Here is a 25,563-nt window from a genome sequence, read left to right as displayed (position 1 = left end):
GGAACCTCCATCCTCGGAAGACCTCGACCCCTCCCCCCACACCGACGCGCCACCCGACCGCGCGACATGCCCTACACCCTCATCTATGAAGAGCCCCGTTGACGCGCTACTACGCGGAGGAGGGGAGCCCGCCTGGTCGCTGGCTCGGCTCCGGCGTCGCCGCGCTTGGCGGTGGCCGGATCGCGGTGGGCGATCAGGTCTCGGAAGCCCAGCTCCAGCTCCTCGTCGGCATGGGCCGCGACCCGATCACCGGCGTCCCGCTGGGGCGCGCGTACCCGGAGTACCGCAGCGTCGCGGAGCGGATCGCTGCCCGTGTCGCCGACCTGGACCCCGACATGGGGCCGGCGGCGAAGGCCGAGGCGGTCGCCGGGATCGAGGCCGAGGAGACCGAGCGCGGCACCCGCCGGGCGGTTGCGGGGTTCGACTTCACCTTCTCGATCCCGAAGTCCGCGTCGGTGCTCTGGGCGGTCGCGGACGCGGGGACGCAGGCGCTCATCGCGGACGCGCACCATGCGGCGGTTGCGGAGGTGGTTGCGTTCATGGAACGGGAGGTTGCAGCCACCCGCACCGGCGCAACCGGACGCAACGGCGCGGTTGCGCAGGTCGACGTGGCCGGGCTGATCGCCACCGCGTTCGACCACTACGACAGCCGGGCGGGCGATCCGCATCTGCACACGCACGTCGTCGTGTCGAACAAGACGCAGACCGTCCTGGACGGCAAGTGGCGGTCCCTGGACGGTCGGCCGATGCACGCCGCGACGGTCGCCCTGTCCGAGCTGCACGAGGCCGTGTTCGCTGACCACCTGACCCGCGCGTTCGGGGTCGAGTGGGAGGCCCGGGACATGGGCCGGGACCGGAACCCGGCGTGGGCGATCGCCGCGGTGCCGGAGGAGCTGGTGGCCGAGTTCTCCTCCCGCTCCCGGCACATCGACGCGGAGAAGAACCGGCTCATCGCCGAGTACGCGGCACGGCATGGCCGGCAGCCCTCGATGGCGACGATCATCAGACTCCGCGCCCAAGCCACGCTGAGCACGCGGCCGGAGAAGGAGGTCCGCTCGCTCGCGGACCTCACCGCCGACTGGCGACGGCGCGCCGGCGGGCTGCTCGGAGCCGATGCGACCGGATGGGCGCGCACCGTCGCCGCGAACGACGCGCCGCTGCCGCTGCGCGCCGACGACGTGTCCCTGGACGTGATCGCCAGTCTCGGGCTGAGCGTCGTGGAGGCGGTTGGCGAGAAGCGGTCCACCTGGCGCCGCTGGAACCTGACCGCCGAGGCGGCTCGGCAGACGATGGGCTACAGGTTCGCCACCATCCACGACCGCGAGGCGGTCGTCGGGCTGGTCGTGGATGCCGCCGAGGCCGGGTCGCTGCGCCTCACGCCGCCCGAGCTCGCGTCCAGTCCGGCCGCGTTCCAGCGGCGGGACGGGACCAGCGTGTTCCGACCCCGCCACTCGACAGTGTTCTCCTCCGAGGTCCTGCTGGTGGCCGAAGACCGCCTCCTGAAGCGCGCCCGCACCACCACCGGCCCGACCGTGCCGTTGGCGACCGTTGAGAGGATCACGGGCAAGCCCGACCGCGAGGGCCGGGTCCTCGGCGACGACCAGGCCGGCGCCCTCGCCTCGGTCGCCGTCTCCGGCCGTGTGGTCGACGTGCTCGTAGGGCCGGCCGGCGCCGGCAAGACCACGGCCATGTCGGCGCTGCGGCGGGCGTGGGAGAACGAGCACGGCCACGGCTCCGTCGTCGGGCTAGCGCCCTCGGCGGTCGCTGCGCAGGTGCTCGCCGATGACCTCGGGATCAGAACCGAGAACACCGCGAAGTGGTGGGACACCCACCAGCGCACCGGGGCCACGTTCCGCAAGGGCCAGCTCGTCATCGTCGACGAGGCGTCCCTGGCCGGCTCCCTGTCCCTGGACCGCATCACCGGGCTTGCGGCCGAGGCTGGGGCGAAGGTCTTGTTGGTGGGCGACTACGCGCAACTCCAGTCCCCGGCCGCGTCGGGGGCGTTCGCGATGCTCGTGCACGACCGCGACGACGCCCCCGAGCTGGTCGACATCCACCGCCTCGTCAATGAGTGGGAGAAGGCCGCCTCCCTCGGGCTCCGGCACGGCCGCACCGAGGCGATCGACGCCCACCTGGAGAACGGCCGCGTCGCCGAGGGCGAGACGGAGGCGATGATCGACGCCGCCTACCGCGCCTGGCGCACAGACACCCTCGCGGGCAGGGCGGCGGTGCTGGTCGCGGACTCCAACGAATCGGTGCTCGCGCTGAACGAGCGGGCCAGAGCCGACCTGATCCTCGACGGCACCGTGGACGCACGCCGAGAGGTCGAGCTGCGCGACGGCACGAGAGCCGCGGTCGGGGATACCGTGATCACCCGCCACAACGACCGCCGCCTGCGCGCCGGGAGGGGCTGGGTCCGCAACGGCAACAGATGGACGGTCACCGAGGTTCGGGACGACGGCTCTCTCACCCTGCGCCGCGCCGGCCGCAAGTGGGGCGGCTCCGTCGTCCTGCCCGCGGACTACGCCGCCGGGCACGTCGAGCTTGGCTACGCGGTGACCGCCTACCGCGCCCAGGGCATCACCGTGGACGCCTCGCACGTCCTGGTCGACGCGAGCACGACGCGGGAGAACTTCTACGTCGCCATGACCCGAGGCAGCCACGCGAACGTCGCCTACGTCGCCGTCGAAAAGCCCGACCCCGCACACGAGACACCGCACCCCAGCGACAATGCCGAGGCGACCGCGCGGAGCGTGCTGTTTGGGGTGCTCCAGCACGTCGGCGCCGAGCTCTCCGCGCACGAGACGATCACCGCCGAGCAGGAGGCGTGGGGTTCGATCGCTCAGCTCGCGGCCGCGCACGAGACGATCGCCGCCGCCGCGCAGCACGACCGCTGGGCTGCCCTCATCCGCGCCTCCGGCCTCACCGACGACGAGGCAGAGGACGCGATCGCCTCCGAGGCGTTCGGGGCGCTCACCGCCGAACTGCGCCGGGCCGAGGCCAACCACCACAGCATCGAGGCCCTGCTGCCGCGCCTGGTCCGAGCGCGCGGCTTCACCGATGCCGACGACATCGCCGCCGTCCTGCACTACCGCGTCGCCACGACCACCGCCCGGCCGGCAGGTTCGGGTCGCGCCCGCAAGACGCCGCGGCTGATCGCGGGACTCATCCCCGAAGCCACCGGGACCATGAGCACCGAGACGCGGCAGGCGCTCACCGAACGCCGCGACCTCATCGAGGCCCGCGCGGACGCCCAACTCGCCGGCGCTCTACAGGACGGCGAGATGTGGACGGTCGCGCTCGGCCCCGAGCCGAAGGATGCCAAGGCCGCCGCGCTCTGGCGGCGGCACGCTCGCACCGTCGCCGCCTACCGCGACCGCTACAGCATCACCGGCCCCACACCGCTCGGAGCGCCGGCCGAGAGCGCGGCACAGAAGATCGACGCCGCCCGCGCTCAGGCGGCGCTCGACCGAGCCCAGAGACTCACCGATGTCGAATGGCACGCGCAGCCACCGACGCTGCGTACGGGACCACGGAGAATCGGTCCAGGTCTCTAGCGAGTGCCCACTCTCCAGCGGTAGACCTGCGCGAATGCCTTAATGTCCTTTGGTTCGACGCCCTTGATCTTTGGCAGGGCGCCGGAGGTTGACCCGACGAGTTCGGTCTCCAGGTAAGTGATTTCGCGCTCGGTGAGAACGGGAACGTTGATCTCGAAGGCATCGTCTCCGGTGCGGACGAAGTGGAGGTCATCGAACCGGCAGGCGTCGATGGTGCGGTCGAGGTTGGCGCTGGTGACGATCCCGCCCCAGGTGAGCATCTTGGCATCGTCGGCGTAGTGGAAGTTGAAGAGCTGGCGGAATGGCAGACCGTGCGCGTCGCGGCCCACCGAGTGGGCCGTGGCTTGGAGCACACTCCGTTCGACCTGCGCGGGTCCCCAGCCGTTCATGTCACTGGCGTTCAGATCGTCGCCGATGAGGTCCCCGAGTTTGTCGCGAAGATTGTCGAGCCGATTCGACAGGGGGTACGTGGCGGCTCCGTTCACGGTGACGAGCACGATGCTGCCGGGAACGCTCGACCTCACTACATAGTCGAGGTCGCGCAGGATGTCCTTTGTCAGCACGTCCGTGTAGTCGAGCCAGGTGATCGACAACTTTGTCCAATCTACCTGTGGGAGTTGATCGCGCGCCTCGCCCATGAGGACTCGGATGCTGTTGTAGGGCTTATTGAACTCGAGCCGGTGCTGAATGTTGGTGTCGCGCTCGATGCTCGTCATCAGAGGGATGCCGAGGCCGCGGTGAAACTCGACAAAGTCGATGAACTCCAGCCCGCCGAAGCCGACGTACTGGTACTGGTCCAGCGCCGAGATGGCCGTGAGACGACGGCACGCATCCACGATCATTCTTCGCTGGGCAGCCTTCGCCGGGCGGAACTCGTACTGTCGGGCCATTAGCCGATTTCTTGGTCGTAGAAGTAGTCGAACGTGAGGCGGCCGACCTCGGAGCCGCTGGTTGCACCGAGTGCGGTTGCCACCTCATCGAACCGTTTCGGGTCGACGGCATACTGAATCCGCTGAATCTTCGGCGTCGGGGGAGCCTTCGGCTTCGGCGGCGGTGCTGCCGGCGCGACCATCTGGGTCGATGCCGAGAGCGATGTGATCGGCTGATCTTGAGCCTCGTCCAGGGCGACCAGAATCTCGGGTTTCTGCTCGTCCTCCTCCAGTCGGGAGCGAACTTGCTTCGCGCGGTTGATGACAGCTTGAACCGCAACGAGGGCCGTCTTCATTTCCGATTGGACAGCTCGGAACACGGGCGAGTCGCGGTCGACGGCGGTCTTGGTCGTGTTCCAGGGCAGGAGACCGGCGTCGTCGGCCGAGAGGTAGACGAAGCCTCGGAAGGCTCGATACTGCGGGTGGTAGGCGGCAGCGGGATTGCCCCAGCCGGTCAGAGGAGTCCGGTCGGCCACCAGCAACAGGCGGTCGTTGCAGAACAGGTACCAGCCGGCGTCGCCTGGGTCCTGGAAGTTCTCTGCCTGGCCGTCGTCCTCGGGATCGGCGTCCTTGTCGCGCTTCGGCGGCGCGACGGTTCCCGCGTACAGCTTCACCTCGACCGTGCCCCCACCAGCACCCGCCACTTGGAACTCCTTCACGAGTGGTCGAACCACGTCCGATGCCTGGAGCGATGGCCTCGACGCGGTGAGCGGCTGCTCGCTGTTGAGGTGGAGTTGAAGGCCGCTTTGGATCGACTCCTGGTGGCGCACCCGAAGCTCTGTTCGGAGCGCCTGGATGATCGCGGGGTCTCCGAGGTCATCTTGGACGCTCGGATGAAGCTTGGTGACGGAGATGACTGTGCCCGCTACCTCGTCCGGGCCAAGCGCGACTGACTCCTCGACGGAGCCGAACTGGAACGTCCATTCGTCCTGTTGCGCCCATTCCTCGACGTCGACGCTGAGGTCGAAGCGGGAGCCGTCGTTCGTTCCGGGCGTGCCTCGGAAGGCGGATTGCACCGCGAATGCCTGCCCGATCTTGAAGATGGCCCGCTTCATGCCAACGCCGAACTGGCCCACCGACCGCTTGACGCCCGTGAAATCCTTGGAGCGTCCGAACCGGAACGCGTAGTGCCGAGCGATGTCGACGGAGATGCCACCCGAGTTATCGGAGATGGTGAACGACTCGTCGCCGAACTCGATCTTGACCCACTGACCGCTGAGGTTGCCGTCCGGGTGCAGACCCCGAGCGCCGTCGACGCTGTTGTCCACCAGGTCTACGATCGCCGGCAGCAGCTCGATATCCTTCGTAAGCATCTCGATGAAGAAGCGCTTCTCTGCGCCGGCGTCGATCGTCGTGTCAGGGGTGGATGTCACCATGTACTCATGATGCCCGACCTCTGCCCGCTTCGAGGGAGACACGATGCCCTCGGTGCGTGCGCTAGGGGGCAAGATGTGCGATCGTCATAGGGTGTCGGTTACCTCTGCTCGCGCTCGCCTGACCAGGCCGATCGCCGTCGACCTGTTCTCCGGCGCCGGAGGGATGAGCCTGGGCTTTGAGCAGGCGGGCTACGACGTGGTTGCGGCGGTCGAGTACGACCCGGTGCACGCAGCTACCCACGCCTTCAACTTCCCTGAGTGCGAGGTCTTGTGCCGCGATGCCTCCAACTTGTCGGCAGCCGACGTGCTCGCGGCTGCCGAGCGCGGGTTCAAGTGCCTGCACCCTGGCGTTCCTTGGCCGGGACGGCTCGACGCGGTGGTCGGCGGGCCACCCTGTCAGGGATTCTCGACTGGCGGCAAGCGAGAGCACGACGACGAACGTAACGATCTGCTGCTGCACTTCGTTCGGCTGATCGAAGAGCTGAAGCCTCCGACGTTCTGCTTGGAGAACGTGGCGGGGCTGTTGGAATCGAAGTTCGACAAGGTGCGCGAGGAAGCATTCGGCCGGCTCCGCGCAGCGGGGTACGCCCTGTCGGGAACAGACAAGCCCGTCAATAGCCTCAACTTCGGTGTTCCTCAGTCTCGGCGTCGCGTCATTGTCCTGGGGGCGCTAGGCGATGCTGCTCCTTCGCGGCCGACTCCGGTCGAGGGCGAGGTGTCGGTCGAAGAAGCTCTCGACGGTCTGCCGTCCCCAGCGAGCTACGCGACATTGCTCGATTCCGACGAGGTGGACTTGACTCCCGAAGACGTGGAGCGACGTGCGTCGATCAAGAGCCCGTATGCGCGCATTCTCGCCGGTCTCGAAGCGTTGCCGGGCGACAAGTCGAGGCCCCGAGCATGGGAACCATCGACGCTGACGGGCTCGCGGAGGACCACCCACACGGAAGCAACTGTCTCGCGGTTCGCGAAGACAGAGCTCGGTGCCGTGGAGCCAAAGAGCCGCCTGTATCGGCTGCCGCTCGATGGCCCATCCCGAACGCTGAGGGCTGGCACCGGCTCAGAGCGTGGCTCGCACACATCTCCTAGGCCCATCCACCCGCGCGAGGATCGCGTCATCACCGTACGTGAAGCCGCGAGGCTCCACGGCTATCCCGATTGGTTCCGGTTCCACACCACCAACTGGCACGGCCATCGTCAGGTGGGAAACAGCGTCCCGCCGCCACTCGCCCGGGCGGCCGCGCTCGCCTTGCTCGGGTCGTTGGGCTACTCGCCCGTGGCGCTTCGAGCTGCCGTCTCACTCGGCGACGTATCTCTCCTGTCTCTGTCGCGGACAAAGGCGCAGCCTGTGATGGACGCGCTGGTTGAAGAGCTGCCCGCGACGAGGATCAGAAAGCCGATCACCCAAGACGATCAGGCAGCCGACGCCTACCAGGCCGAGGTCGGTTGACTCCTGTTCAACGCCCTGACGGTCGGGCACCGTCAGGGCCGCGCACATGGAACTCGACCGACGATGCAACTACATCCGGAGGAACGTGACTCCAATATCGGAGCACCGTCCACCCTGCCTCTGATAACGCCTGAGTCGTCTCTTGGTCCCGCACGGCATTCGCAGCGATCTTCGGTGTCCAGTACGCGAGGTTCGACTTCGACGGAACATAGTGCTCGGGACATCCGTGCCAGAAGCAACCGTCGATGAACACGGCGATCTGCTTGCCAGGGAACACGATGTCCGCCGTCCGTCGCGATGAGGGCAGAGGGCGCGCGTTCACTCGATAGCGCAGTCCGCGCGCGTGCAGAAGGCGTCGCACCGCAAGCTCGGGCTTCGTGTCGCGCGACCGATTCCCGCGCATGACCTTCGCGGAGTGCGGACTGCTTGCCCACGAGTCTGCTCCCACCCTTCCAGGCTATGCCGGTGCCTTCCCCTTGTCGCAGGTCAGTCGTACAGTGGTAGGCGAGGCCGGTTTCCTTCTCTGCGGGTCCCTCGGGACAAGGCCCTTCGGGGCGATCATCCACGTACTGCCTCCTCGACGGAGAACTACGTGTTGATGAGAGGTCCGAACCATGCTTCGCCTGCTCTGGGCGGCGAGCGTCCGCATCCGCTACTTCCTGCGGCGCTACATGCCCACCAACATCCTGCTCGACCTGATCCGCACTCGTCGCGGCCTGAAGTGGGGCATCCCCGCGATGCTCCTGGCCGTGCCCTACCTGCTCCTCGCGAGTATCTGCGCCAACCTCGTTCCTGACGCCGGTCCCGGCTGGCTCAACCTGCTCGTGCTCCTGTTCGTCTGGAACGCGCTCAAGTTCATCGTCATGGGGCCGGTCAGCCTCGCGCTGCTGGTCCGCGTTCGCATCCGAGAGGCCGTCGCCCGCCGCCGAGCCCGGCGTCAGGACGACGCGATGGAGCCTGTCGCCTATGCGGAAGCGAGCATGGCCTGATGCGCGCCGCGATCTACATCCGCACCGCCGTACCAAACCCCGCAGCGCACGAGCGACAGCGAGAAGCCTGCGAACGACCGCGAGGCATCCGCGGTCGTCGTCGCTGACCTCGACCGACTCGGCCGCACCCTCGACGCGTTCGCACAGATCATGGCGACGCTGGACGACGCGGCGCGCCCTTGTACGTCGTCGAGCAAGGCCGCGTGATCCTCCCCACGACACCGGCGGTCGGCATCATGCGCGCGTTCGCCGAGTACGAGGCCGAGCACGCAGAGGACGACATCACACACTGATCCGAGGGCGGCGGCCGCGCGGGCGAATCTCGGCACCCTCCGCGGCCACCGCCCTTCTTGCTGCCCCCTGGCTGACTCCGAAGTGCAGGCCAACCTCCATCAGCGTCAACCCCTTCTCGTAGAGCCGCACGGCCTCCGGCACCTGCTCCTCGGTGAGCCCTCGCCGACGCATCGGCACCGAGCGGCGAACAAGATGCGCGGCCACCGTGCGGTGATAGACCCCGAACCTCTCGCCGAGCTGCGGCAGGCTCAGGCCTTGCTCGTACAGCGCCACCAGCTCATCCACCTGGGCCGGGCTCAAAAAGGTTTGAGCCATCCCAACCGAGCGCACGAGACGCCCCCGATCATCCATGATCGACGGCTCAGACGGCCGCTCGCTACGCTTGTAGATGCCCCGAGACAGGCGGGAAGCCACGGTTCTCAGTGCCGGGGAGGGGTTCTCAAACTCTCTACGAAGGGGCACCGCTTATGGGTGGAAGCATTGCGGACAGCTCATCGGCTGGGCGACCACCCTCCGATACAGCTCTGAGCGGGGTGATCCGCGTACATCGCCGCGCACAGACTGCACGGTGGACCAGTCGGATCCAGGGGCCCGGGTGGGGACGGCGAGAGTGAGCGTCCGCTAGTGTCGGCGCCATGAGCGCAGAAGCCCCCCTCTATCAGTTCACCTCGCACATCCTGGGGAAGAACGCGAAGGTGACGATCTACCCCGGCCGCCTCGAATGGCGCGTCGATCGTGGCGTGTCCGGCGCGAAGGTCACCGCCGGGATCATGACGGGCGGCCTGTCGATGCTCGCGACCGGCGTGAAGCACGGGAAGGCCGGGACGGAGATGATCCCGGTGAAGGCGATCACGTCAGTGACGACGGCGCGCGAGGGGATGCTTAACTGGAAGGTGTCGGTGATAACAGCGGGGAACACGATCGACTTCCGGGTTTCGCACAAGGAGGCCGAGATCGTGAAGTCAACGTTGACCTCGCTGATTCTCGGCACCCACCCGAGCCTCGCATCGGCCGCGGCCGCGCCGGCTGCAGGCGGGGACACCGCTGCGCAGCTGCAGCAGCTCGCATCGCTGCGAGACGCCGGCGTGCTCACCGAGGCGGAGTTCGCGGCGAAGAAAGCGGAGATTCTCGCGCGGCTCTGAGCTTGCTTGCACCCATGGGAGAGTAGGCACTGCGAGGTGGCGTCGCGCAAGAGCAGCATCCTGCACTGAAAGTCGGGAGTACCAGGTCGGCATCGTTGACCAGGCTCCAGAGGCAAGACGAGCTTGTCACTGATGTGCACACGGCGACGAGGATGCTGAGCCGGTGGCCGTCTGGGCATCCATCCCTTCTGGGCCAGCGAGGCAACGAGATGCCGCTCGAAGTCGATGACCTCGAACCCGCGATCACTCGGCTCTGGGAGGTAGCGAGGAAGTATCAGCTTCCTAGAGTAAATACTCTATTTGCGCTACTGTCATGGCATGACGATGCCAGCCCGAGTCCCGCGCCGCGCGGCACCGCGTCGTGCTGCCATTCTGGAAACCGCTCGACGACTGTTCACCGAGCAGGGCATCGGCCCGGTCACGACGAATCTCATCGCCCAGCAGGCGGGCATCAGCCCCGGGAACCTGTACTACTGGTTCGGGTCGAAAGCCGAGATCGTCCGCGCGCTGTTCGACGACTGGACGGCCCGGATGAGTATCCCCGAGGAACTTCCCTCAGACCCCGTCGACCAGCTGCGATGGTTGTGGAGACGGCTGGTCGAATTGCCCCAACCCGACCCGGACTACGCATTCTTCTTGCGCGACCTGTTTCCCTTGCTGCACGCCGATCCGCTGCTCGCGACCACCTACCGCAGCAATCACGCAGTCCGTCGCGATCGGCTCGCCGCCACGATGGACGGCCTCGTGGCTGCCGGCCTGGTGCAGGCACCCACGCCGCCCACGACGACGCGTGAACTCGTGGATCTCGTCTGGCTCGTGACTGAGACCGCGCAACCCTTCGCGGCCGCACTCGGCGAGGATCGCGCGCAGGCGAATCATTACGCCCGAACGGTCGCCGAGGCGCTGCTCACCGATGAGGGGCGAGATGCCCTCGAGCTGGCGGCCCGGCGCACCGGGAGCGAACAGTGACAGGCCCGGATCAGGGCATGGCGAACCCGCCCGACAGCAGCGCAGCGCCGCGGGAGGCTGCGCACCGGAGGCTCACGAGGCGGGGCGTGCTCAAGGCCTCCGCGGTGGGTGGGGGTGCCGTCCTCGCCGCAGCGGCATCGGGAATCGCGATTCGGGGCGCGTCGAACGGAGCATGGGACCAAGGGCAGACAGAGCCGTACCTCCTGTGGCGTGATGGGCCCACCGCCCCCGGTCTGCTCAAGCTGGTGGCGGCAGGCGCGCTGGCCGCAAACCCCCACAACATCCAGCCCTGGTCCTTCCAGGTGGGAGCCACCAGCATCGACCTCTACGCCGACCCGTCCCGGGCGATGCCGCTGGGCGACCAAGATGGACGCGAGCGGATTGCCGGATATGGCTGCGCCATCGAGAACATCGTTGTGGCCGCTCGGTCGGCCGCATTCGACCCCCATCTCGTGGAATGGCCAGACGACGACCCCGCCCACGTCGCGCACCTCGACGTCGACGCTGGAGAGCCCGCCAGCTCTGCCGAGTCAGAACGGGCGCGCGCAATCACAGCGCGCCACAGCAATCGCGGACCATACAGCGCCAGGGCCGTCGACCCGATGACGCTCGAGACGCTCGCGGCGCAGGGCCCTGACGGGGCCGAGGTCGTCTGGGTGACCGATCAAGCGGCCATGGCGGAGATCGGCGCGCTGTATGTCGAGGCGACACAGGCGAGTGTCGACGATCTCGAGGTGTCGGTCGAGGCGTTCTCCTGGTTCCGCAACGATCGCCAGGACATCGAGCGCCACCGAGACGGTCTCACCCTGGACTGCCAGGGACTTGATGCGTTCACGCTGTTCATGGCCAAGATCCTTCCGGCCCAATCCCGTGAGAGCGGCGATGCCTTCTGGGTGAGAACCACCCGTGTCACCCACACGGCAACCGCCCGGGCCTACGGCATCATCCGGGTCGCCGACATACGCGACCGTCATGCCCGCCTCGCCGGCGGGCGCCTGGTGCAGCACGTGCACCTGGCCGCCACGGTGCAGCACCTGGGGATGCAGCACATGAACCAGGTGAGCGAGCGGATTGCGCGCGACGCTGCGAGGGGTCAGCCGGACCGGTTCTCGCGGCGCTGGGAATCGGCAACGGGTGTGCCCGCAGGGCAGGCGCTGCTCGCATTCCGGGTCGGCTATCCGGACCGCGTCGCGAAACCCAGCCCGCGTCGTCCCCTGACCGAGATAGCCCGGGAACCCTGACCAGCGCACCGTGATCCTTTCGGTTGCCGAGCGCGGCAACGCACAGTCCCACAGCAATGCACAGTCCCCACGGCAAGCGTCGGCCTCGACGACATGTGGACACATGACCGGACAATTGAGTGGCCCGTGATAGTCATTCTCCTCGACGTCACGCATCCCTGTGCGTGGCGAAGCACCGTCCGGCGGACTGCGGAAATGGGAGTGCAGCATGGCGGAACTCGTCCTTGCAGATGTGAACATCGGGAAGTCGACCAGTCGCAACGTTCTGATCCGTGAGGGCACGATCGCGTCCATCGCGGCGACCCTCGGCGCACTCCACGCGCAGCCCGGAGCGACGCTCATCGAGTGTGGTCACCGGGCGTTGGTCCCGGGCTTCGTCGAACCACACATGCATCTGGACAAGGCCCTGCTCGATGCCAGAATGCCTAACCTCGAGGGGACCCTCGAGGGCGCCATCGCGGTGACCGGCGCTCTCAAGGGCCAGTTCACGCTGGAGGACGTGACCGAGCGCGCCCGCCTGGTGCTCGACATGGCCATTGCCCACGGCACGACCTTCATCAGGTGCCATCCCGATGTCGACCCGATCGAGAAGCTGATCGGCGTCGAGGCATTACTTGCGTTGCGCGAGGAATACCGGGGACGCGTCGATCTGCAGATTGTCGCCTTCCCCCAGGAGGGCATTCTCAAGGCACCCGGAACCTATGAATTGATGGACCAGGCGATGGCGGCGGGAGCCGAGGTGGTGGGCGGGTGCACGTACAACGAGCCAACACTCGAGGGTTGCCTGCGACACATCGACATGGTCTTCGACTTGGCCGCGAAATATGACGCGCCGGTGGACATGCACTGTGATTTCCAGGTGGACACGTCGGATCCGCGCTACGCGCTGGTGGAGCACATCGCTGATGTCACCATCGCTCGTGGCTGGGAGGGCCGCGTGACGCTCGGCCACGTGACCTCACTCGCGTCATTGTCGGGGAAACACCGAATTGAGGTCTGGGACCGGATCAAGCAGGCAGGCATCAATATCGTCCCGCTGCCTTTCACCGACATGCACCTCAACGCTCGCGGTGATGACCATAATATTCGCCGCGGAATTGCGCCGATCAGTTTGATGTGGGCCACCGGGGTGAGCGTTGGCCTGTCCTCGAACAATGTGCGCAATGCCTTCACGCCCTTCGGGAATGCCGATCTCATGGATGTCGCACTTTTCTCCGCCCAGACAGGCCATATGGGCGCACCGGCTGATTTTGAACAACTCATCGACACGATCACCTACCGAAATGCTTCCATCGTCGGCATCGCCGAGGGATACGGAGTATCTGTCGGCGATCGGGCTGATCTCGTGGTCCTCGATGCCCCCGATCAGGGAACCGCCCTACTGGATCGGGCGGTGCGTTCCTGGGTGATCAAGGCAGGTCGCGTGGTATCCACTACGAGCATCACCACGACATTGACCCGCTGATTCCTGCAAGACCTGATCGAAAGGACACGCCATGCTTTCGCGTGTACCCAAGGAAGTCATCGCCTCGATTCTCGCGGCAACCACTGCTTACATCGGATCGACCGCTCTGCATCTGCCGCCTTGGGCCATTTTTGTGGCCTGGGCGGGTACCTATCTTGCCGGTGGTCCCACCGGGCCTGTCATGAAGAAGATGTGGGCCACTATGCCGATCGGCTCGACCTATGCCCTGATCATCATCGTTCTTGTCCAGCGCCTCGGGGGAATACTGGGCTCCGGGTACTGGGGACCGGCCACCGTTCAGGCACTTGTCATCCTGGTTGTCAACACTGCCCTCATGTACACGGCGCGAATCCGCGCCGTCAATCTCGTGCCAGGTATGTTCTTTGGCTTCGCCTCGATGTTCGCCACGTTCTACGGCGGATTCGGCTGGAACACGGCGAATCCCCTGGTGGCCTGGATCGCGGTGATCGCCATGAATGCTCTCGGTCCGGTGTACGCTTGGGTTGCCGAGTGGCTGAGCACTCCGCGGAACGCAGATCGGCTCGAACAGCCCTGATCAAGGTGTCCACCATTGGGGTTCACGCTGATGGCGGAATTCGTGGGCGAGTTGTTGTGCGTGGGTGATGTCATGCCTGATGTGGCGAGCCAGCATCGCGTCTGGGCACATGTGCCGGGATGGGAGTTGGTATAGCGCTGTCATGCTGTCACGGCGCGCCGCAGGTATTTCGAGTTGTTCCCCGGACCGTCAAGCGGAGCGCTTGAAGGTCCTCCAGGCCGTCGTGATAAGCGGAATCTGGAAGGGCAGCCGGGCCACTGCAATCATCTTGATGGCGAGCTGCTTGTCCTTGACCACCCGCACGGTGTTGATATTGGCCGGGAAGACGGCGATGAACAGAGCGATCGCCGCGAGCGACGCGGCACGCCGGGTCTTCGGCACCATGAGCCCCGTGCCCACCGCCAGTTCGGCCACCCCGGATGCCAGGGTCAGGATGCGCTTCGGCAGGGGGATCTCGTCGGGAATGATCGAGTCGAAACCGGCTGGCCGCACGAAGTGCAGCACTCCCATCGCGAGCAGGCCGGTGCCCATCGCGAAGGCCTGGCGTGATCCGTCCGAAGTGCTGCCGGGAAGCCGACATGTCATGGGGAGAGTATGGGGCCAAGACGGCCCCGACCGCAGCCGGTGTGGTCAGCTGTGGGGAGAGTAACAGGGCTGGTCGATGGCGTCCGCGAGCTCCGCGAGGGTCGGAAGGTCTGCCCCTTGACGGCCGACGGTGATCGCCGCTGCACGGGCGCACGTTCGTCCGATCTCGGCGAGCTGCTGAGGTGACCAGGAAGAGGGCAGATCGGCTGTGCTGAGCAGCTGCCACAGCAGGGCCGCCATATAGGTATCGCCCGCACCGACCGTATCGACGACCGGCACACAGTCGCTGGCGACCGTGACCCGGTCCTGGCTGGTGCTCAGCACAGAACCCTTGGCTCCTTCGGTGAGAATCGCCAATGCCACACCGCGTGCGAGCAGGTGATCGAGAACCTCGCCGGAGCTGAGCCCGGGATAGAGCCACCCGGCGTCTTCGTCGGACAACTTGAGAATGGTCGTCGAGGCCGCCAGCCGCTCGAACCAGCCGAGGGCTAGCCGATGAGCGGGCAGCAGGACGGGGCGGATATTCGGGTCGAAGGAGACAATGCCTCCGGCGCGTTTTGTCCTCTCGACGGCATCGAGAACCTTCGTTGCGCCAGGCTGCAGGAATGCTCCGATCGACCCCGTGTGGATCCAGCCGGTGTCGGCCGGGACATCGGAAGCCAGATCCCAGCTCAGCTCGAAGTGGTAATGCGCCTGGCCGGCAGCGTCGAGCTCGACTTGCGCAGTAGATGTCTGGGGCGCGCTGTGCGAACCCGCCATCAGATGCACCCCGGAATGCACCAGGTGCTCCTCAACGCGTCTGCCGCGTTCGTCATCGCCGAGCCAGGTCAGGAAGTCCACCGGCACACCCAACCGGCCCAGGCCGAGCGCCACATTCGCCGGACTGCCACCAGGGATCTCCTGCACCGAATCTCGGCCGGGAACGATGTCGACCAGGGCTTCCCCGACAACTGTTATCGCGGTCATGTCATCTCCGATGTTGGATCTGAGCAACGTCAACTGCGGCATCCAGATCCCACATCATCGCACAGGGAGGTGCCTCGACAGTCCATGGTGGCGGTGTTGTCGGACAGCCGCGACTGGATCGCGAACGATGACTTCTGGACCCTTCGCTCAGTGGTGGAAGCCCGGGTGCTGGCCTTCGGCGGGCATGGGCCCGCGCAGCGCGTCGAGGTAGTCGACCTCGGTGCGCAGATCGGCGAGGAAGGCATCGGCCAGGTCGCGGCTGAAACCATTGCGGACCACGATCCGCTGCACAGTGATATCCGTGAGGTCGGCCGGCATCGGATAGGCCGGTACGAGCCAGCCCTTGGTCCTCAGCCGGTCCGAGAGGTGGTACAGGTTCCACTTGTCGGTATATCCCTCACGCAGCCGCCAGGCGAACACCGGAATGTCCGAGCCGTTGTTCCACAATTCGAAGGCAGGGATCTTGGCGATCTCGGATGCCATCTCGGTGGCCACGGCGCGGGATGTTTCCTGCACCCGGCGATATCCCTCCGCTCCCAGGCGCAAGAACATGTAGTACTGCTGGAGTACCTGTGCGCCGGGCCGCGAGAAGTTCAGCGCAAAGGTGGGCATCTCACCGCCCAGATAGCTGACCTTGAAGACCAGATCCTCGGGCAGGCACTGCGCATCGCGCCACACCACCCATCCGAGCCCGGGATAGACCAGCCCGTACTTGTGTCCCGAGGTGTTGATGGACACCACCCGGGGCACCCGGAAGTCCCATGCCAGATCAGGCTGCACGAAGGGCGCGATCATGGCTCCCGACGCGCCATCGACATGGATCTTGACGTCCAGCCCGGTTCTCTCCTCGATCTCATCGAGGGCTGCCGCGATCTGTTCCACCGGCTCGTACATGCCGGTATAGGTGACGCCCATGATGGCCACGACGCCGATGGTGTTCTCGTCCACGTACTCGGCCAGGCCCTGCCCGTCCAGCACCGGGTGCTCGAGGCTGATCGGCACATAGCGGGGCTCCACATCGAAGTAATTGCAGAACTTCTCCCAGCACACCTGGACGGCACTGGACATCACGAGATTGGGCTTGTCGGTGGGCTTGCCTCTGCTGTGGCGGGCATGTTGCCAACGACGTTTGAGCGCCAGCCCGCCGAGCATGCATGCCTCCGACGAGCCGATCGTCGAGGTGCCGATCGTGTGATCGGGATCGGGGGCGTGCCACAGGTCGGCCAGCATCGTCCAGCAGCGGGTCTCGATCGCGGCAGTCTGGGGATACTCGTCCTTGTCGATCATGTTCTTGTCGGCAGCCTCGAGATAGAGCTGCTGCGCCCGGTCGTCCATCCAGGTCCCGACGAAGGTCGCCAGGTTGAGCCGGGCGTTGCCGTCGAGCATCCCCTCGTCGTGGACGATCTGATAGGCGGTCTCGGGAAGGCTCTCTCGGGCGGGCAGCCTGAACTTCGGCAGCGATGTCGCCTCACCGGGCCGGACGAAGACCGGATCGAGTTCTACGGACTCGCGCTCGTCGTCGCTGCGCTGCACATGCTGGTTGGTCGTGACCATCGACACTTCCTCTCCTGAGTGGCACCGCCCACGCTAGCGACGCGCGGGAGCGTGCGGTGTCGACCGCGCGGATCGGCAGCTGTGAGATCGAGGCAGCCACGGCCGGGCAGCCGGAGAGCTGGAGGGTCACCGGCTCGTTGCTCCACGACGCCGACCCGGCTCGGCTCACACGTTGGGGGATTCGCGTCGCGGGATGGCCAAGTACTTGTACTCCAGGTACTCGTCGATCCCCACCGTGGAGCCCTCCCGTCCCAGGCCCGACTGCTTCACTCCGCCGAAGGGCGCGCGCGGGTTGGACACCAGGCCGGCGTTGATGCCGACCATGCCGACCTCCAGGGCCTCGCCGAGGTTCAGCACCCGGTCGATGTCGCGCGAGAAGACATAGCCCACCAGGCCGGCCGTCGTGGCGTTGGCCAGCCTGATCGCCTCTTCCTCGGAGTCGAAGGGGATCACCGGGGCGACCGGGCCGAAGATCTCCTCGGTGGCGATCTCGCAGGACGCCGGGACATCGGCGAGCACTGTGGGGGAATAGAAGTATCCCGGCCCGCCGATGCTGCCCGAACCCACCACGGTGCGCGCCCCTTGGGCGATCGCGCCCTGCACGAGCCGATCCACCTTCGAGCGTCCTGCCTCGTCGATGAGCGGACCGACCTCGACACCGGCGTCCATTCCGTTGCCCACCCGCAGCGCTGCCATCCGCTCGGCGAGCGCGGCCGAGAAGTCATCGGCGACCCGACGGTCCACGAGCAGCCGGTTGGCGGCCGTGCATGCCTCGCCCATATTGCGCATCTTGGCGTCCATGGCGCCCTGGACCGCCTGGTCGAGATCGGCATCGGCGCACACGATGAAGGCGGCATTGCCGCCCAGTTCCAGCGAGGCGCGCATCACATGGGGAACCGTCTGGGCCAGCACCGTCTTGCCCACCGCAGTGGATCCGGTGAAGCTCACCTTGCGCGCGATACCGCTGGACATCCACGGTGTGACGACCTCTGTCGGTGAGGACGTGGTGACGAGATTGAGCACCCCTGCAGGAAGGCCGGCCTCGATGAGCACGTCGGCCAGTGCCAGCGAGGTGAGCGGGGTCTTCTCGGCAGGCTTGAAGACAATGGTGCAGCCGGCTGCCAGGGCCGGCCCGATCTTGCGGGTGCCCATGGCCAGAGGGAAGTTCCACGGCGTGATGATGACGACCGGACCTACCGGCACCTTGGACACCACGATGCGAGTCGATCCGTCGCCGGTGAGTGCGGATTCGCCGCCGATCCTCACGGCCTCCTCGGAGAACCAGCGCAGGAATTCCGCGCCGTAGGCGACCTCGCCTCGCGACTGGTCGAGCGGCTTGCCCATCTCGGTGGTCATCAACTCCGCGAACCACTCGGTGCGTTCCACCACGAGCTCATAGGCCCGTCGCAGGATCTCAGCTCGCCGGCGGGGAGCGGTGCTGGCCCAGGATGCCTGGGCGCGGCCTGCCGCTTCGACGGCGCGGCGGGCCTCGATGGCTCCGCCGTCGGCGATGTCGGCGATGATCTCGTTGGTGGCCGGGTTCTCCACGGCGAGGGTACGGCCCGATTCGGCCGCCTGCCAGACCCCGTCGATGAGCAGTCCGGTGTGCGGAAGTGTCAGTGTCATGGTTCTTCTCGTCCTGAATCTCGCGGGTCGTTCCGGTGAAGGCCCTGGGCCCAGCTTCCCACCTGCCCCTTGGCGAAGCCACGGCGTGTCCTGGTGACGGTGGCGAAGCCGCGGCCTGTCCCGGTGAAGCGGGCCTGCGCTTCGCCGAGATCTCACCGAGGGACGGTCCGGCACGGCGAGACCGATTTTTCGAGGAATTTCCTCATCCAATGGGGATCGCATAAGCTCGCCTGTGGCGACGGGGCCGGCCCGTCAACGAACACAGCCACTGACTGCGTACCGTGGCGGCCTGATCCCCGCATCATGCGGCGCCGCAATGAGGCACGGACCAGCCTTGATGAAGGAGTGCCATGACCGCTGAGGTGAAGGAAAGCCCCGCCGCGACCCGCGAGGATGCCTGGGAGGGATTCGTCCGGGGCCGCTGGGTCGATACGATCGACACCCGCGATTTCATCGTGACCAACTACACCCCCTATGAGGGCGATGCGTCCTTCCTTGCCGGCCCGACCGAGCGCACGACGACGGTGTGGCGCACGCTGCAGGACCAGTTCCTCTCGATCGAGCGCACGAAGCGCGTCTACGATGTCGAGACCCACATTCCAGCTGATATCGATGCCTTTGGCCCCGGATACATCTGCGAGGACGACAATGTGATCGTCGGCCTGCAGACCGACACCCCGCTGAAGCGCCCCATGATGCCCGCCGGGGGCTGGCGGATGGTGGAGACCGCGATCCACGAGGCCGGGCTGGAACCCGACCCCAGGGTCAAGGAGATCTACACCAAGTACCGCAAGACTCACAACGAGGCAGTCTTCGACATTTACACCCCGCGTATCCGTGCTGCCCGCAGCTCCCATCTGCTGACCGGTCTGCCCGACGCCTACGGCAGGGGCCGGATCATCGGTGACTATCGCCGCGTGGCGCTGTACGGCATCAACCGTCTCATTGAGGACAAGGCCGTCGAGCGCGACGCAGTGGTCAACGAGCCGTTCAGCGAGCACTGGGCACACTTCCGCGAGGAGGGTGCCGAGCAGATCAAGGCGCTGAAGAAGCTGAAGCGGCTCGGCGAGAGCTATGGATTCGATCTCTCGCGCCCGGCGCGCACCTTCGTCGAGGCCGTGCAATGGACCTATTTCGCCTATCTCGGCTCGGTGAAGAGCCAGGACGGCGCGGCCATGAGCATCGGGCGGCTGTCGGGCTTCTTCGACATCTACGCCGAGCGCGACCTGGCTGCCGGGATCATCACCGAGTCGCAGGCCCAGGAGGTCATCGATGCGATGGTCACCAAGCTGCGGATCGTGCGCTTCCTGCGCACCATCGAATACGATCAGATCTTCTCCGGAGACCCCTACTGGGCCACCTGGTCGGACGGCGGTTTCGCCCAGGACGGGCGCACGCTCGTCACGAAGACCTCCTTCCGCCTGCTGCAGACCCTGCGCAATCTCGGCCCGGCACCCGAGCCCAACATCACGATCTTTTGGGACGACAAGCTTCCGGCGGGATACAAGCGGTTCTGCGCGCTCATCTCAATCGAGACCTCGGCCATCCAGTACGAGTCGGACGCCGAGATCCGCGGGCACTGGGGAGACGACTCGGCGATCGCCTGCTGCGTCTCGCCGATGGCGGTGGGCAAGCAGATGCAGTTCTTCGGTGCCCGCCTCAACTGTGCCAAGGCGCTGCTCTACGCCATCAATGGGGGGCGCGACGAGATGACCGGCAAGCAGGTCGTGGAGGGCTTCGAGCCGATCACCGGCGATGGCCCGCTCGACTTCGACACCGTGTGGACGGCCTATGACGCGATGCTCGGCCATGCCGTCGAGACCTACGTCGAAGCTCTCAACATCATCCATTACTGCCACGATCGCTATGCCTACGAGGCTCTCGAGATGGCGCTGCACGACAACGAGGTGCTGCGGACGATGGGCTGCGGCATTGCCGGCCTGTCGATCGTTGCCGACTCGCTGTCGGCCATCAAGTACGCCTCGGTCACGCCGGTACGCGACGAGTCGGGCCTGGTCGTCGACTACCTCACCGAGGGTGAGTTCCCCTTGTACGGCAATGACGACGACCGCGCCGACGAGCTGGCCCAGCTCGTCGTGAAGACGGTGATGGCCAAGATCCGGGCGCTGCCCATGTATCGCGATGCGGTGCCCACCCAGTCGGTGCTCACCATCACCTCCAATGTGGTCTACGGCAAGAAGACCGGCTCCTTCCCGTCCGGACACCGGGCGGGCACGCCCTTCGCGCCCGGCGCGAACCCGGAGAACGGGGCGGACACCCACGGCATGATCGCGTCCATGATGAGCGTCGGAAAGCTCGAGTACGACGACGCACTCGACGGCATCTCGCTGACCAATACGATCACCCCGCCCGCGCTCGGACGCACCGAGGACGAGCGGGTCACCAATCTGGTCGGCATCCTCGACGCCGGGATGGGCGAGGGCCTGTACCACGCGAACATCAATGTGCTGAACCGCGAGACGCTGCTCGATGCCATGGAGCATCCGGAGAACTACCCGCAGCTGACCATCCGGGTCTCGGGATATGCCGTCAACTTCGTCAAGCTCACCCGCGAACAACAGCTCGATGTGCTGTCGAGGACCTTCCACGAAGCGGTCTGAGATGGACGCACGACGTGCGGTGGGGGCCTCGTGAGGACCGGCGCCCCCACCGCCTCGCGGCGGCTGGCCGGGGGTATCCCAACCGCCGAGGAGCTCTCGCGCGCCGAGCTGGCCGCAGCACTGCAAAGCGGCGAGGTAGGGATGGTGCACTCCTGGGAGCTCGTCACCGCAGTGGACGGCCCGGGGACGCGCATGACCACCTTCCTGGCCGGCTGCCCGCTGCGCTGCCTGTACTGCCACAATCCCGACACCTGGTCGATGCGCCGTGGCACCCCGGTGCGGGCCAGCGAGCTGCTGGCCCGGGTGCGCCGTTATCGCAGTGTCTTCCGCTCCACCGGTGGGGGCATCACCCTGTCGGGCGGTGAGGCCCTCATGCAGCCGCAGTTCGTCTCCCGGGTCTTCGCCGGTGCCAGGGAACTCGGTGTCCACACCGCGTTGGACACCAGCGGAGTTCTTGGTGCCCGGGCCGATGACGCGCTGTTGGCCGAAACCGATCTGGTGCTGCTCGATGTCAAGGCCGGCGACGCCCTCACCTACCGGCGGGTGACCGGCGGCGAGTTGGCTCCCACCCTCGACTTCGGGCGCCGGCTCAGCGCACACGGGATCGAGATCTGGATCCGCTTCGTGCTGGTGCCCGACCTCACCGATGCTCCCGAGACGGCGCAGGCCGTTGCGGAGTACGCGTCCGGCCTGGCCTCGGTGAGCCGGGTCGAGGTGCTGCCATTTCACCAGATGGGGCGGGGCAAGTGGCACGAACTGGGCATTGACTACGCGTTGGAAAACACTGCGCCGCCGTCGGTCGAGCTGCTGGCCGCGACCCGGGCGATCTTTGCGGCGCGGGGGCTGACCGTCTACTGACGGCGTTCGGGACGGTGTCCGTCCTCGCCGTGGGGACACGGCGGATGTGAGATGGGCTTAGGCGCTCCCGTGACGGATCGGACTTCGTGCGGGTCCGACCACGAAGTCCGATCCATCAGTGCTGCCCCTGGGTCTGTTGCCGAGTGCCTCAGGTGTGTGCCACGACGTTCTCGGGCTCCTCGCCGGCAAGCAGGTGGTCGATCTGGCGTCGCAGCAGCGCAGCGACTCGGGGGAAGGTGGCGGGCGTGTTGCCGCCCTGGTGTGCGGTGATGATCGTGTTCGGGGCGTGCCACAGCTGATGCCCGGCAGGCAAGGGCTCAGGATCGGTCACGTCGAGGGCCGCCCGCAGCCGTCCGTTCGTCAGTTCGGTGAGGAGAGCCTCGGTGTCCACGACCCGGCCGCGCGCCACGTTCACCACCAGCGCATTGTCGGGCAGCGCGGCGAGTGCGACGGCATCGAGCAGGTGGTGGGTGCTCGGGGAGTAGGGCACCGTCAGCACGACTATGTCCGCGTCCGGCAGCAGCTCGGGCAACTCGCCGATCGCGTGGACACCCGGTCGTGCGGTGCGGGCCACTTCGGTGATCTCCACCTCGAACGGGCGCAGCCTCTCGACCAGCGCTCGGGCCACCGATCCGGCGCCGATCACCAGCACGCGCTGGTCGGCGAGGGAGCGCGTCTGGGTGAACAGCCAGTTTTCTTTCCGTTGTGCGTCGAAGGCATCGGCGAGCTCGCGCTGGGCGACCAGGATGAGCGCCATGGCCAACTCGGCGGTTTCCCCGGAGTGGACGCCGCGGCCGTTGCAGATGGTCACCCCGGGCGGCGTGAGCGGCAGTGCGTGCTCGAACCCTGCGGAGGGCAGCAGCACGTACTTGAGTCCTGGTAGCTGCTTCAGTGCCTGCCAGCGGTCAGGGGTGGTCCAGTAGTGCCCGATCTGTACTGCGTTCACCTGGTGGGCCAGTTCGTCGGGAAGCGGGTTGAGGAGGTCCCACTGAATCAGGTTCACTCTGTCGCGCATATCGGCGAGGCGGTGGAACAGGTCGGGATCGGGGACGGTTACAGTGAGCACGATCCGAGTGTGCCAGCTGTGCGCAGGAGTGTGTGTGCACCACCGCCCAGGCGATCCGGACACGCGTCCGCCACGACCTCGGGATTCCCGTCTCCGAGGGGACCGCACCGACGTGCACTCTCGCCGAGCTCGCCAGTCACGGCGCCAAGCACACTACTGCGCTGTGCGGGGGCCGCCAAGGACGGATGCCTTCGCGCCGGCAGGCCTCGATGCCATCCTGCACGCGACTGCCGTCGGCGGCGTGTTGGGCGTGGGGGCGTCTGACCGAGCGTCTGGCCGCGTTGCAGATCACCACGGCCCGCGAGCTGCGCGATACCCACCCGGTAGCGATGCGCAAGCGGTTCAGCGTCACCGTCGAGCGGCGCGGCCAGGTCATGTTCTCCCGCTCCTTCTCGACCCCGGTCACGAGCACCGACGCCATGCACCAAGTGTTCTTCGATCTGCGCCCAGAACGTCACCCGCCGGCCAAGACAGCAGAGGTCCGTGGCAGGTAGCGTGTGGGTCTTCGCAGCCAGCAGCTGGCACGTGCAGCTCGACCAACGAGGCAGCCGTCTCGGCGCTCTTATCGACCACGTCAACGCCACCGTCGACCGGGACGCTCTAGCCCTCGGCCTCGCCGACCTCAAATCCCCTCCGAACTGGCGGATCCGCCGCGCCACATCCCAGCCCCCAAACGTTAACCGATATTTCACGTACGAGGCCTGCGTCGGACATTCTTCATAGTCAGCATAAAACTGACAACCAAAGACGCGGGGGCGACCGTCAGCCCGCAATGAGATTTCAAAGGGGACATCATAGCGCAGCATAAGCTCTGGGCGACAATTTCCGTTGCAAGGATAGCACGGCATCGTTATTAGTTGCACCCCCTCACCGCAAGTGCAACAACTCTCAACGATCCATCCTTAGCGACAAATCACACCCAACTGACAAAGGATGACGCCCTGAGGGGTCTCGATATCATCCAGAAATAGACTAACGGCACCGATGGGCGCTTCAATTACTCCAACCTGGTAGCCTCCGGCGTACCGTCAGAAATCGCAATCGAGTATGCCGGTGTACTCAAGGCAGCGGGCGAGTCGTACACTGCTCCAGCAACTGAGCAAAATGCCATCACCACGGCCGCCACAAAGTTCGAACCGTCCATCGAAGCGGCACGCAACGCTGGTGCCGTTACCGAGAACATTGACTGGGGTAAGGTCCTCCGCGTCGTTGGCTCCGAAGTCGAGTGCCTAGCAGTCAGGGAGACCTTGCTCGTCTGGTGGCCCTTCGCCTACTGCATTCCCAATCCCGATGGCAATGGGACCTGGCTGGTTATTATTTGGTGAGAGAGCACTCAACCAGAAAGCTAACCACATGACTGATTCATCTTCTACCAATGACTTGGTGCAGCGTCTTAAGTCCGTCGAGGAGTTCATGGGCGATCAGACACCCTCGGTGCGCGCATTTGTCCGTGCTCTTCGGATCAGGGAGGAGGCTCGGGGCAAAAACGAGCATCCAGGAATCACGATAGAGACACTATGGACAGACCTCGTCACCATCCTGAGCTCCTTCGAGATGCGCCTCAACGCACTGGAAGCAGATGACCCGCCACCCAAATGAGGCTCATCAAAAACGAGGGTGTAGCGGGGGTGTGATCGGGGTCGTCGCGTCGGTGCCGGATCCGTGGTGTCAGGAGTGCGGCTGCCAAGACACGGTTCGAGACAGCGTGGTTCGCCGACTCGCGCACGAACCGCTCGGATGGCGTCTGACCGTGGTGGAGATCACGATCCGCCGGCCCGGATGTCCTCCGACCGTCTCGCCCGCGTCGCCGAGGAATGACTCGTCGGGCAAGGAGCCTCCACGACCGAACTGCTCATCCGCGGCGACAACCGGGCCGTCGGCGAGTTCTACGCGCAGCTCGGATACCGGTCCGTTCTCGCGACACTCTGGCAGAAACGATACGACGGCCACACCCGCTGAACGGTCGGCATGGGGCCGCGGCCGGGTCAGATCGCAGACCAGGACGGCACTCGCGCTCGCGTGGCAAGGCAGGGCGGCACGACGCACACGCTCACAGCATCCTCTAGAATTGTCCACACGCTATTGACAGGAAAACAGCTGCAGCGGAGACTAGCCACGAAGCTACACAGTGCCGAGATCGATCTCGTGATGGCTGAGCGGAGCTTCCTACACGTTCAGCCCGTTTCATAGGTGATCATGTTTCATGGACAGATTCGAGACATAGTTATGACAAAAACATTGAGTGTCTTCGTAGCGTCCCTCATGTTATTGGTGCTGGCCTCACACCGGCCAGCGCATCCGCAGCGACCAATACGGCGGCCG

21 protein-coding genes are annotated in these 25,563 nt (G+C 66.1%); 12 read left to right on the top strand and 9 right to left on the bottom strand.

Annotated features, from left to right (window positions below):
- Nucleotides 1-98 precede the first annotated feature (98 nt).
- Nucleotides 99-3,557 (top strand): MobF family relaxase, encoded by a 3,459-nt coding sequence (mobF, locus tag BMX93_RS13350; RefSeq protein WP_091970867.1) that lies wholly within the window; start codon nt 99-101, stop codon nt 3,555-3,557.
- Here mobF and BMX93_RS10585 read toward each other — a convergent pair.
- Together BMX93_RS10585 and BMX93_RS10580 are read right to left on the bottom strand one after the other, a co-directional pair.
- Nucleotides 3,554-4,447, bottom strand: a complete 894-nt coding sequence (locus BMX93_RS10585; protein WP_091970866.1) for an O-methyltransferase — start codon at nt 4,445-4,447, stop codon at nt 3,554-3,556. The two genes, mobF and BMX93_RS10585, sit on opposite strands and share 4 nt — an antisense overlap.
- On the bottom strand, nt 4,447-5,862 hold the full coding sequence (locus BMX93_RS10580; protein ID WP_091970865.1) for an ATP-binding protein: 1,416 nt from the start codon (nt 5,860-5,862) through the stop codon (nt 4,447-4,449). The genes BMX93_RS10585 and BMX93_RS10580 overlap by 1 nt, the downstream gene beginning before the upstream one ends.
- A 163-nt stretch (nt 5,863-6,025) precedes the next feature.
- Here BMX93_RS10580 and BMX93_RS10575 point away from each other — a divergent pair, with 163 nt between their 5' ends.
- A complete protein-coding gene (locus BMX93_RS10575; protein ID WP_218139310.1) occupies nt 6,026-7,309 on the top strand; it encodes a DNA cytosine methyltransferase in 1,284 nt (427 codons plus the stop codon).
- A 7-nt stretch (nt 7,310-7,316) separates the two neighbouring features.
- Here BMX93_RS10575 and BMX93_RS10570 read toward each other — a convergent pair whose 3' ends face one another.
- Nucleotides 7,317-7,712 (bottom strand): very short patch repair endonuclease, encoded by a 396-nt coding sequence (locus BMX93_RS10570; protein ID WP_091970864.1) that lies wholly within the window; start codon nt 7,710-7,712, stop codon nt 7,317-7,319.
- A gap of 211 nt (nt 7,713-7,923) precedes the next feature.
- On the opposite strand from BMX93_RS10570, the gene BMX93_RS10565 reads away from it, so the two are divergent.
- The gene (locus BMX93_RS10565; protein WP_091970863.1) at nt 7,924-8,298 is read left to right on the top strand and encodes a sulfate permease; all 375 of its coding nucleotides are present in this window, start codon (nt 7,924-7,926) and stop codon (nt 8,296-8,298) included.
- 282 nt (nt 8,299-8,580) lie between these two features.
- On the opposite strand, the gene BMX93_RS10560 is transcribed toward BMX93_RS10565, so the two are convergent.
- On the bottom strand, nt 8,581-8,865 hold the full coding sequence (locus BMX93_RS10560) for a helix-turn-helix domain-containing protein (RefSeq protein ID WP_218139309.1): 285 nt from the start codon (nt 8,863-8,865) through the stop codon (nt 8,581-8,583).
- A 422-nt stretch (nt 8,866-9,287) separates the two neighbouring features.
- On the opposite strand from BMX93_RS10560, the gene BMX93_RS12965 reads away from it, so the two are divergent.
- From BMX93_RS12965 to BMX93_RS10535, 5 genes are all read left to right on the top strand, one after another.
- Nucleotides 9,288-9,734: an SHOCT domain-containing protein gene (locus tag BMX93_RS12965; RefSeq protein ID WP_245725831.1), complete on the top strand. Its 447-nt coding sequence runs from the start codon at nt 9,288-9,290 to the stop codon at nt 9,732-9,734.
- Nucleotides 9,735-10,052: 318 nt separating this feature from the next.
- Nucleotides 10,053-10,703, top strand: coding sequence for a TetR/AcrR family transcriptional regulator (locus BMX93_RS10550; protein ID WP_091970860.1), 651 nt, complete (start codon nt 10,053-10,055; stop codon nt 10,701-10,703).
- A gap of 17 nt (nt 10,704-10,720) precedes the next feature.
- Nucleotides 10,721-11,944, top strand: coding sequence for a twin-arginine translocation signal domain-containing protein (locus BMX93_RS12795; protein WP_143052895.1), 1,224 nt, complete (start codon nt 10,721-10,723; stop codon nt 11,942-11,944).
- Between the two features lie 208 nt (nt 11,945-12,152).
- Entirely contained in the window at nt 12,153-13,409 is a 1,257-nt protein-coding gene (locus BMX93_RS10540; protein WP_091970859.1) for an amidohydrolase family protein, read from the top strand.
- 31 nt (nt 13,410-13,440) lie between these two features.
- Entirely contained in the window at nt 13,441-13,965 is a 525-nt protein-coding gene (locus BMX93_RS10535) for a DUF1097 domain-containing protein (RefSeq protein WP_091970858.1), read from the top strand.
- A 189-nt stretch (nt 13,966-14,154) separates the two neighbouring features.
- Here BMX93_RS10535 and BMX93_RS10530 read toward each other — a convergent pair whose 3' ends face one another.
- The 4 genes from BMX93_RS10530 to BMX93_RS10515 form a co-directional block, all read right to left on the bottom strand.
- On the bottom strand, nt 14,155-14,550 hold the full coding sequence (locus tag BMX93_RS10530) for a DoxX family protein (protein WP_091970857.1): 396 nt from the start codon (nt 14,548-14,550) through the stop codon (nt 14,155-14,157).
- Nucleotides 14,551-14,595: 45 nt separating this feature from the next.
- Nucleotides 14,596-15,516 (bottom strand): carbohydrate kinase family protein, encoded by a 921-nt coding sequence (locus BMX93_RS10525; RefSeq protein ID WP_091970874.1) that lies wholly within the window; start codon nt 15,514-15,516, stop codon nt 14,596-14,598.
- A 147-nt stretch (nt 15,517-15,663) separates the two neighbouring features.
- Nucleotides 15,664-17,070, bottom strand: coding sequence for a glutamate decarboxylase (gene gad, locus BMX93_RS10520; protein ID WP_091970873.1), 1,407 nt, complete (start codon nt 17,068-17,070; stop codon nt 15,664-15,666).
- Nucleotides 17,071-17,235: 165 nt separating this feature from the next.
- Nucleotides 17,236-18,696 carry an NAD-dependent succinate-semialdehyde dehydrogenase gene (locus tag BMX93_RS10515; protein ID WP_091970856.1) on the bottom strand — a complete coding sequence of 487 codons (1,461 nt, stop codon included), beginning with the start codon at nt 18,694-18,696 and terminating at the stop codon, nt 17,236-17,238.
- Nucleotides 18,697-19,046: 350 nt separating this feature from the next.
- On the opposite strand from BMX93_RS10515, the gene pflB reads away from it, so the two are divergent.
- The gene (gene pflB, locus BMX93_RS10510) at nt 19,047-21,317 is read left to right on the top strand and encodes a formate C-acetyltransferase (RefSeq protein WP_091970854.1); all 2,271 of its coding nucleotides are present in this window, start codon (nt 19,047-19,049) and stop codon (nt 21,315-21,317) included.
- Between the two features lie 30 nt (nt 21,318-21,347).
- Nucleotides 21,348-22,175, top strand: a complete 828-nt coding sequence (gene pflA, locus BMX93_RS10505; protein ID WP_245725830.1) for a pyruvate formate-lyase-activating protein — start codon at nt 21,348-21,350, stop codon at nt 22,173-22,175.
- A 148-nt stretch (nt 22,176-22,323) separates the two neighbouring features.
- Here pflA and BMX93_RS10500 read toward each other — a convergent pair whose 3' ends face one another.
- Nucleotides 22,324-23,241: a 2-hydroxyacid dehydrogenase gene (locus tag BMX93_RS10500; RefSeq protein WP_091970852.1), complete on the bottom strand. Its 918-nt coding sequence runs from the start codon at nt 23,239-23,241 to the stop codon at nt 22,324-22,326.
- Nucleotides 23,242-23,273: 32 nt separating this feature from the next.
- Here BMX93_RS10500 and BMX93_RS10495 point away from each other — a divergent pair, with 32 nt between their 5' ends.
- Both BMX93_RS10495 and BMX93_RS10490 read left to right on the top strand, forming a co-directional pair.
- On the top strand, nt 23,274-23,735 hold the full coding sequence (locus tag BMX93_RS10495; RefSeq protein ID WP_091970850.1) for a DNA polymerase Y subunit UmuC family protein: 462 nt from the start codon (nt 23,274-23,276) through the stop codon (nt 23,733-23,735).
- An 859-nt stretch (nt 23,736-24,594) separates the two neighbouring features.
- Nucleotides 24,595-24,840 carry a hypothetical protein gene (locus tag BMX93_RS10490; RefSeq protein WP_143052893.1) on the top strand — a complete coding sequence of 82 codons (246 nt, stop codon included), beginning with the start codon at nt 24,595-24,597 and terminating at the stop codon, nt 24,838-24,840.
- The last annotated feature ends 723 nt before the right edge of the window (nt 24,841-25,563 follow it).

Source organism: Propionibacterium cyclohexanicum (assembly GCF_900111365.1).
Taxonomy (GTDB): Bacteria; Actinomycetota; Actinomycetes; order Propionibacteriales; family Propionibacteriaceae; genus Propionibacterium; species Propionibacterium cyclohexanicum.
The sequence above is the reverse complement of the archived record's forward strand: the minus strand, read 5'-3'. Positions and strand labels throughout refer to the sequence as shown.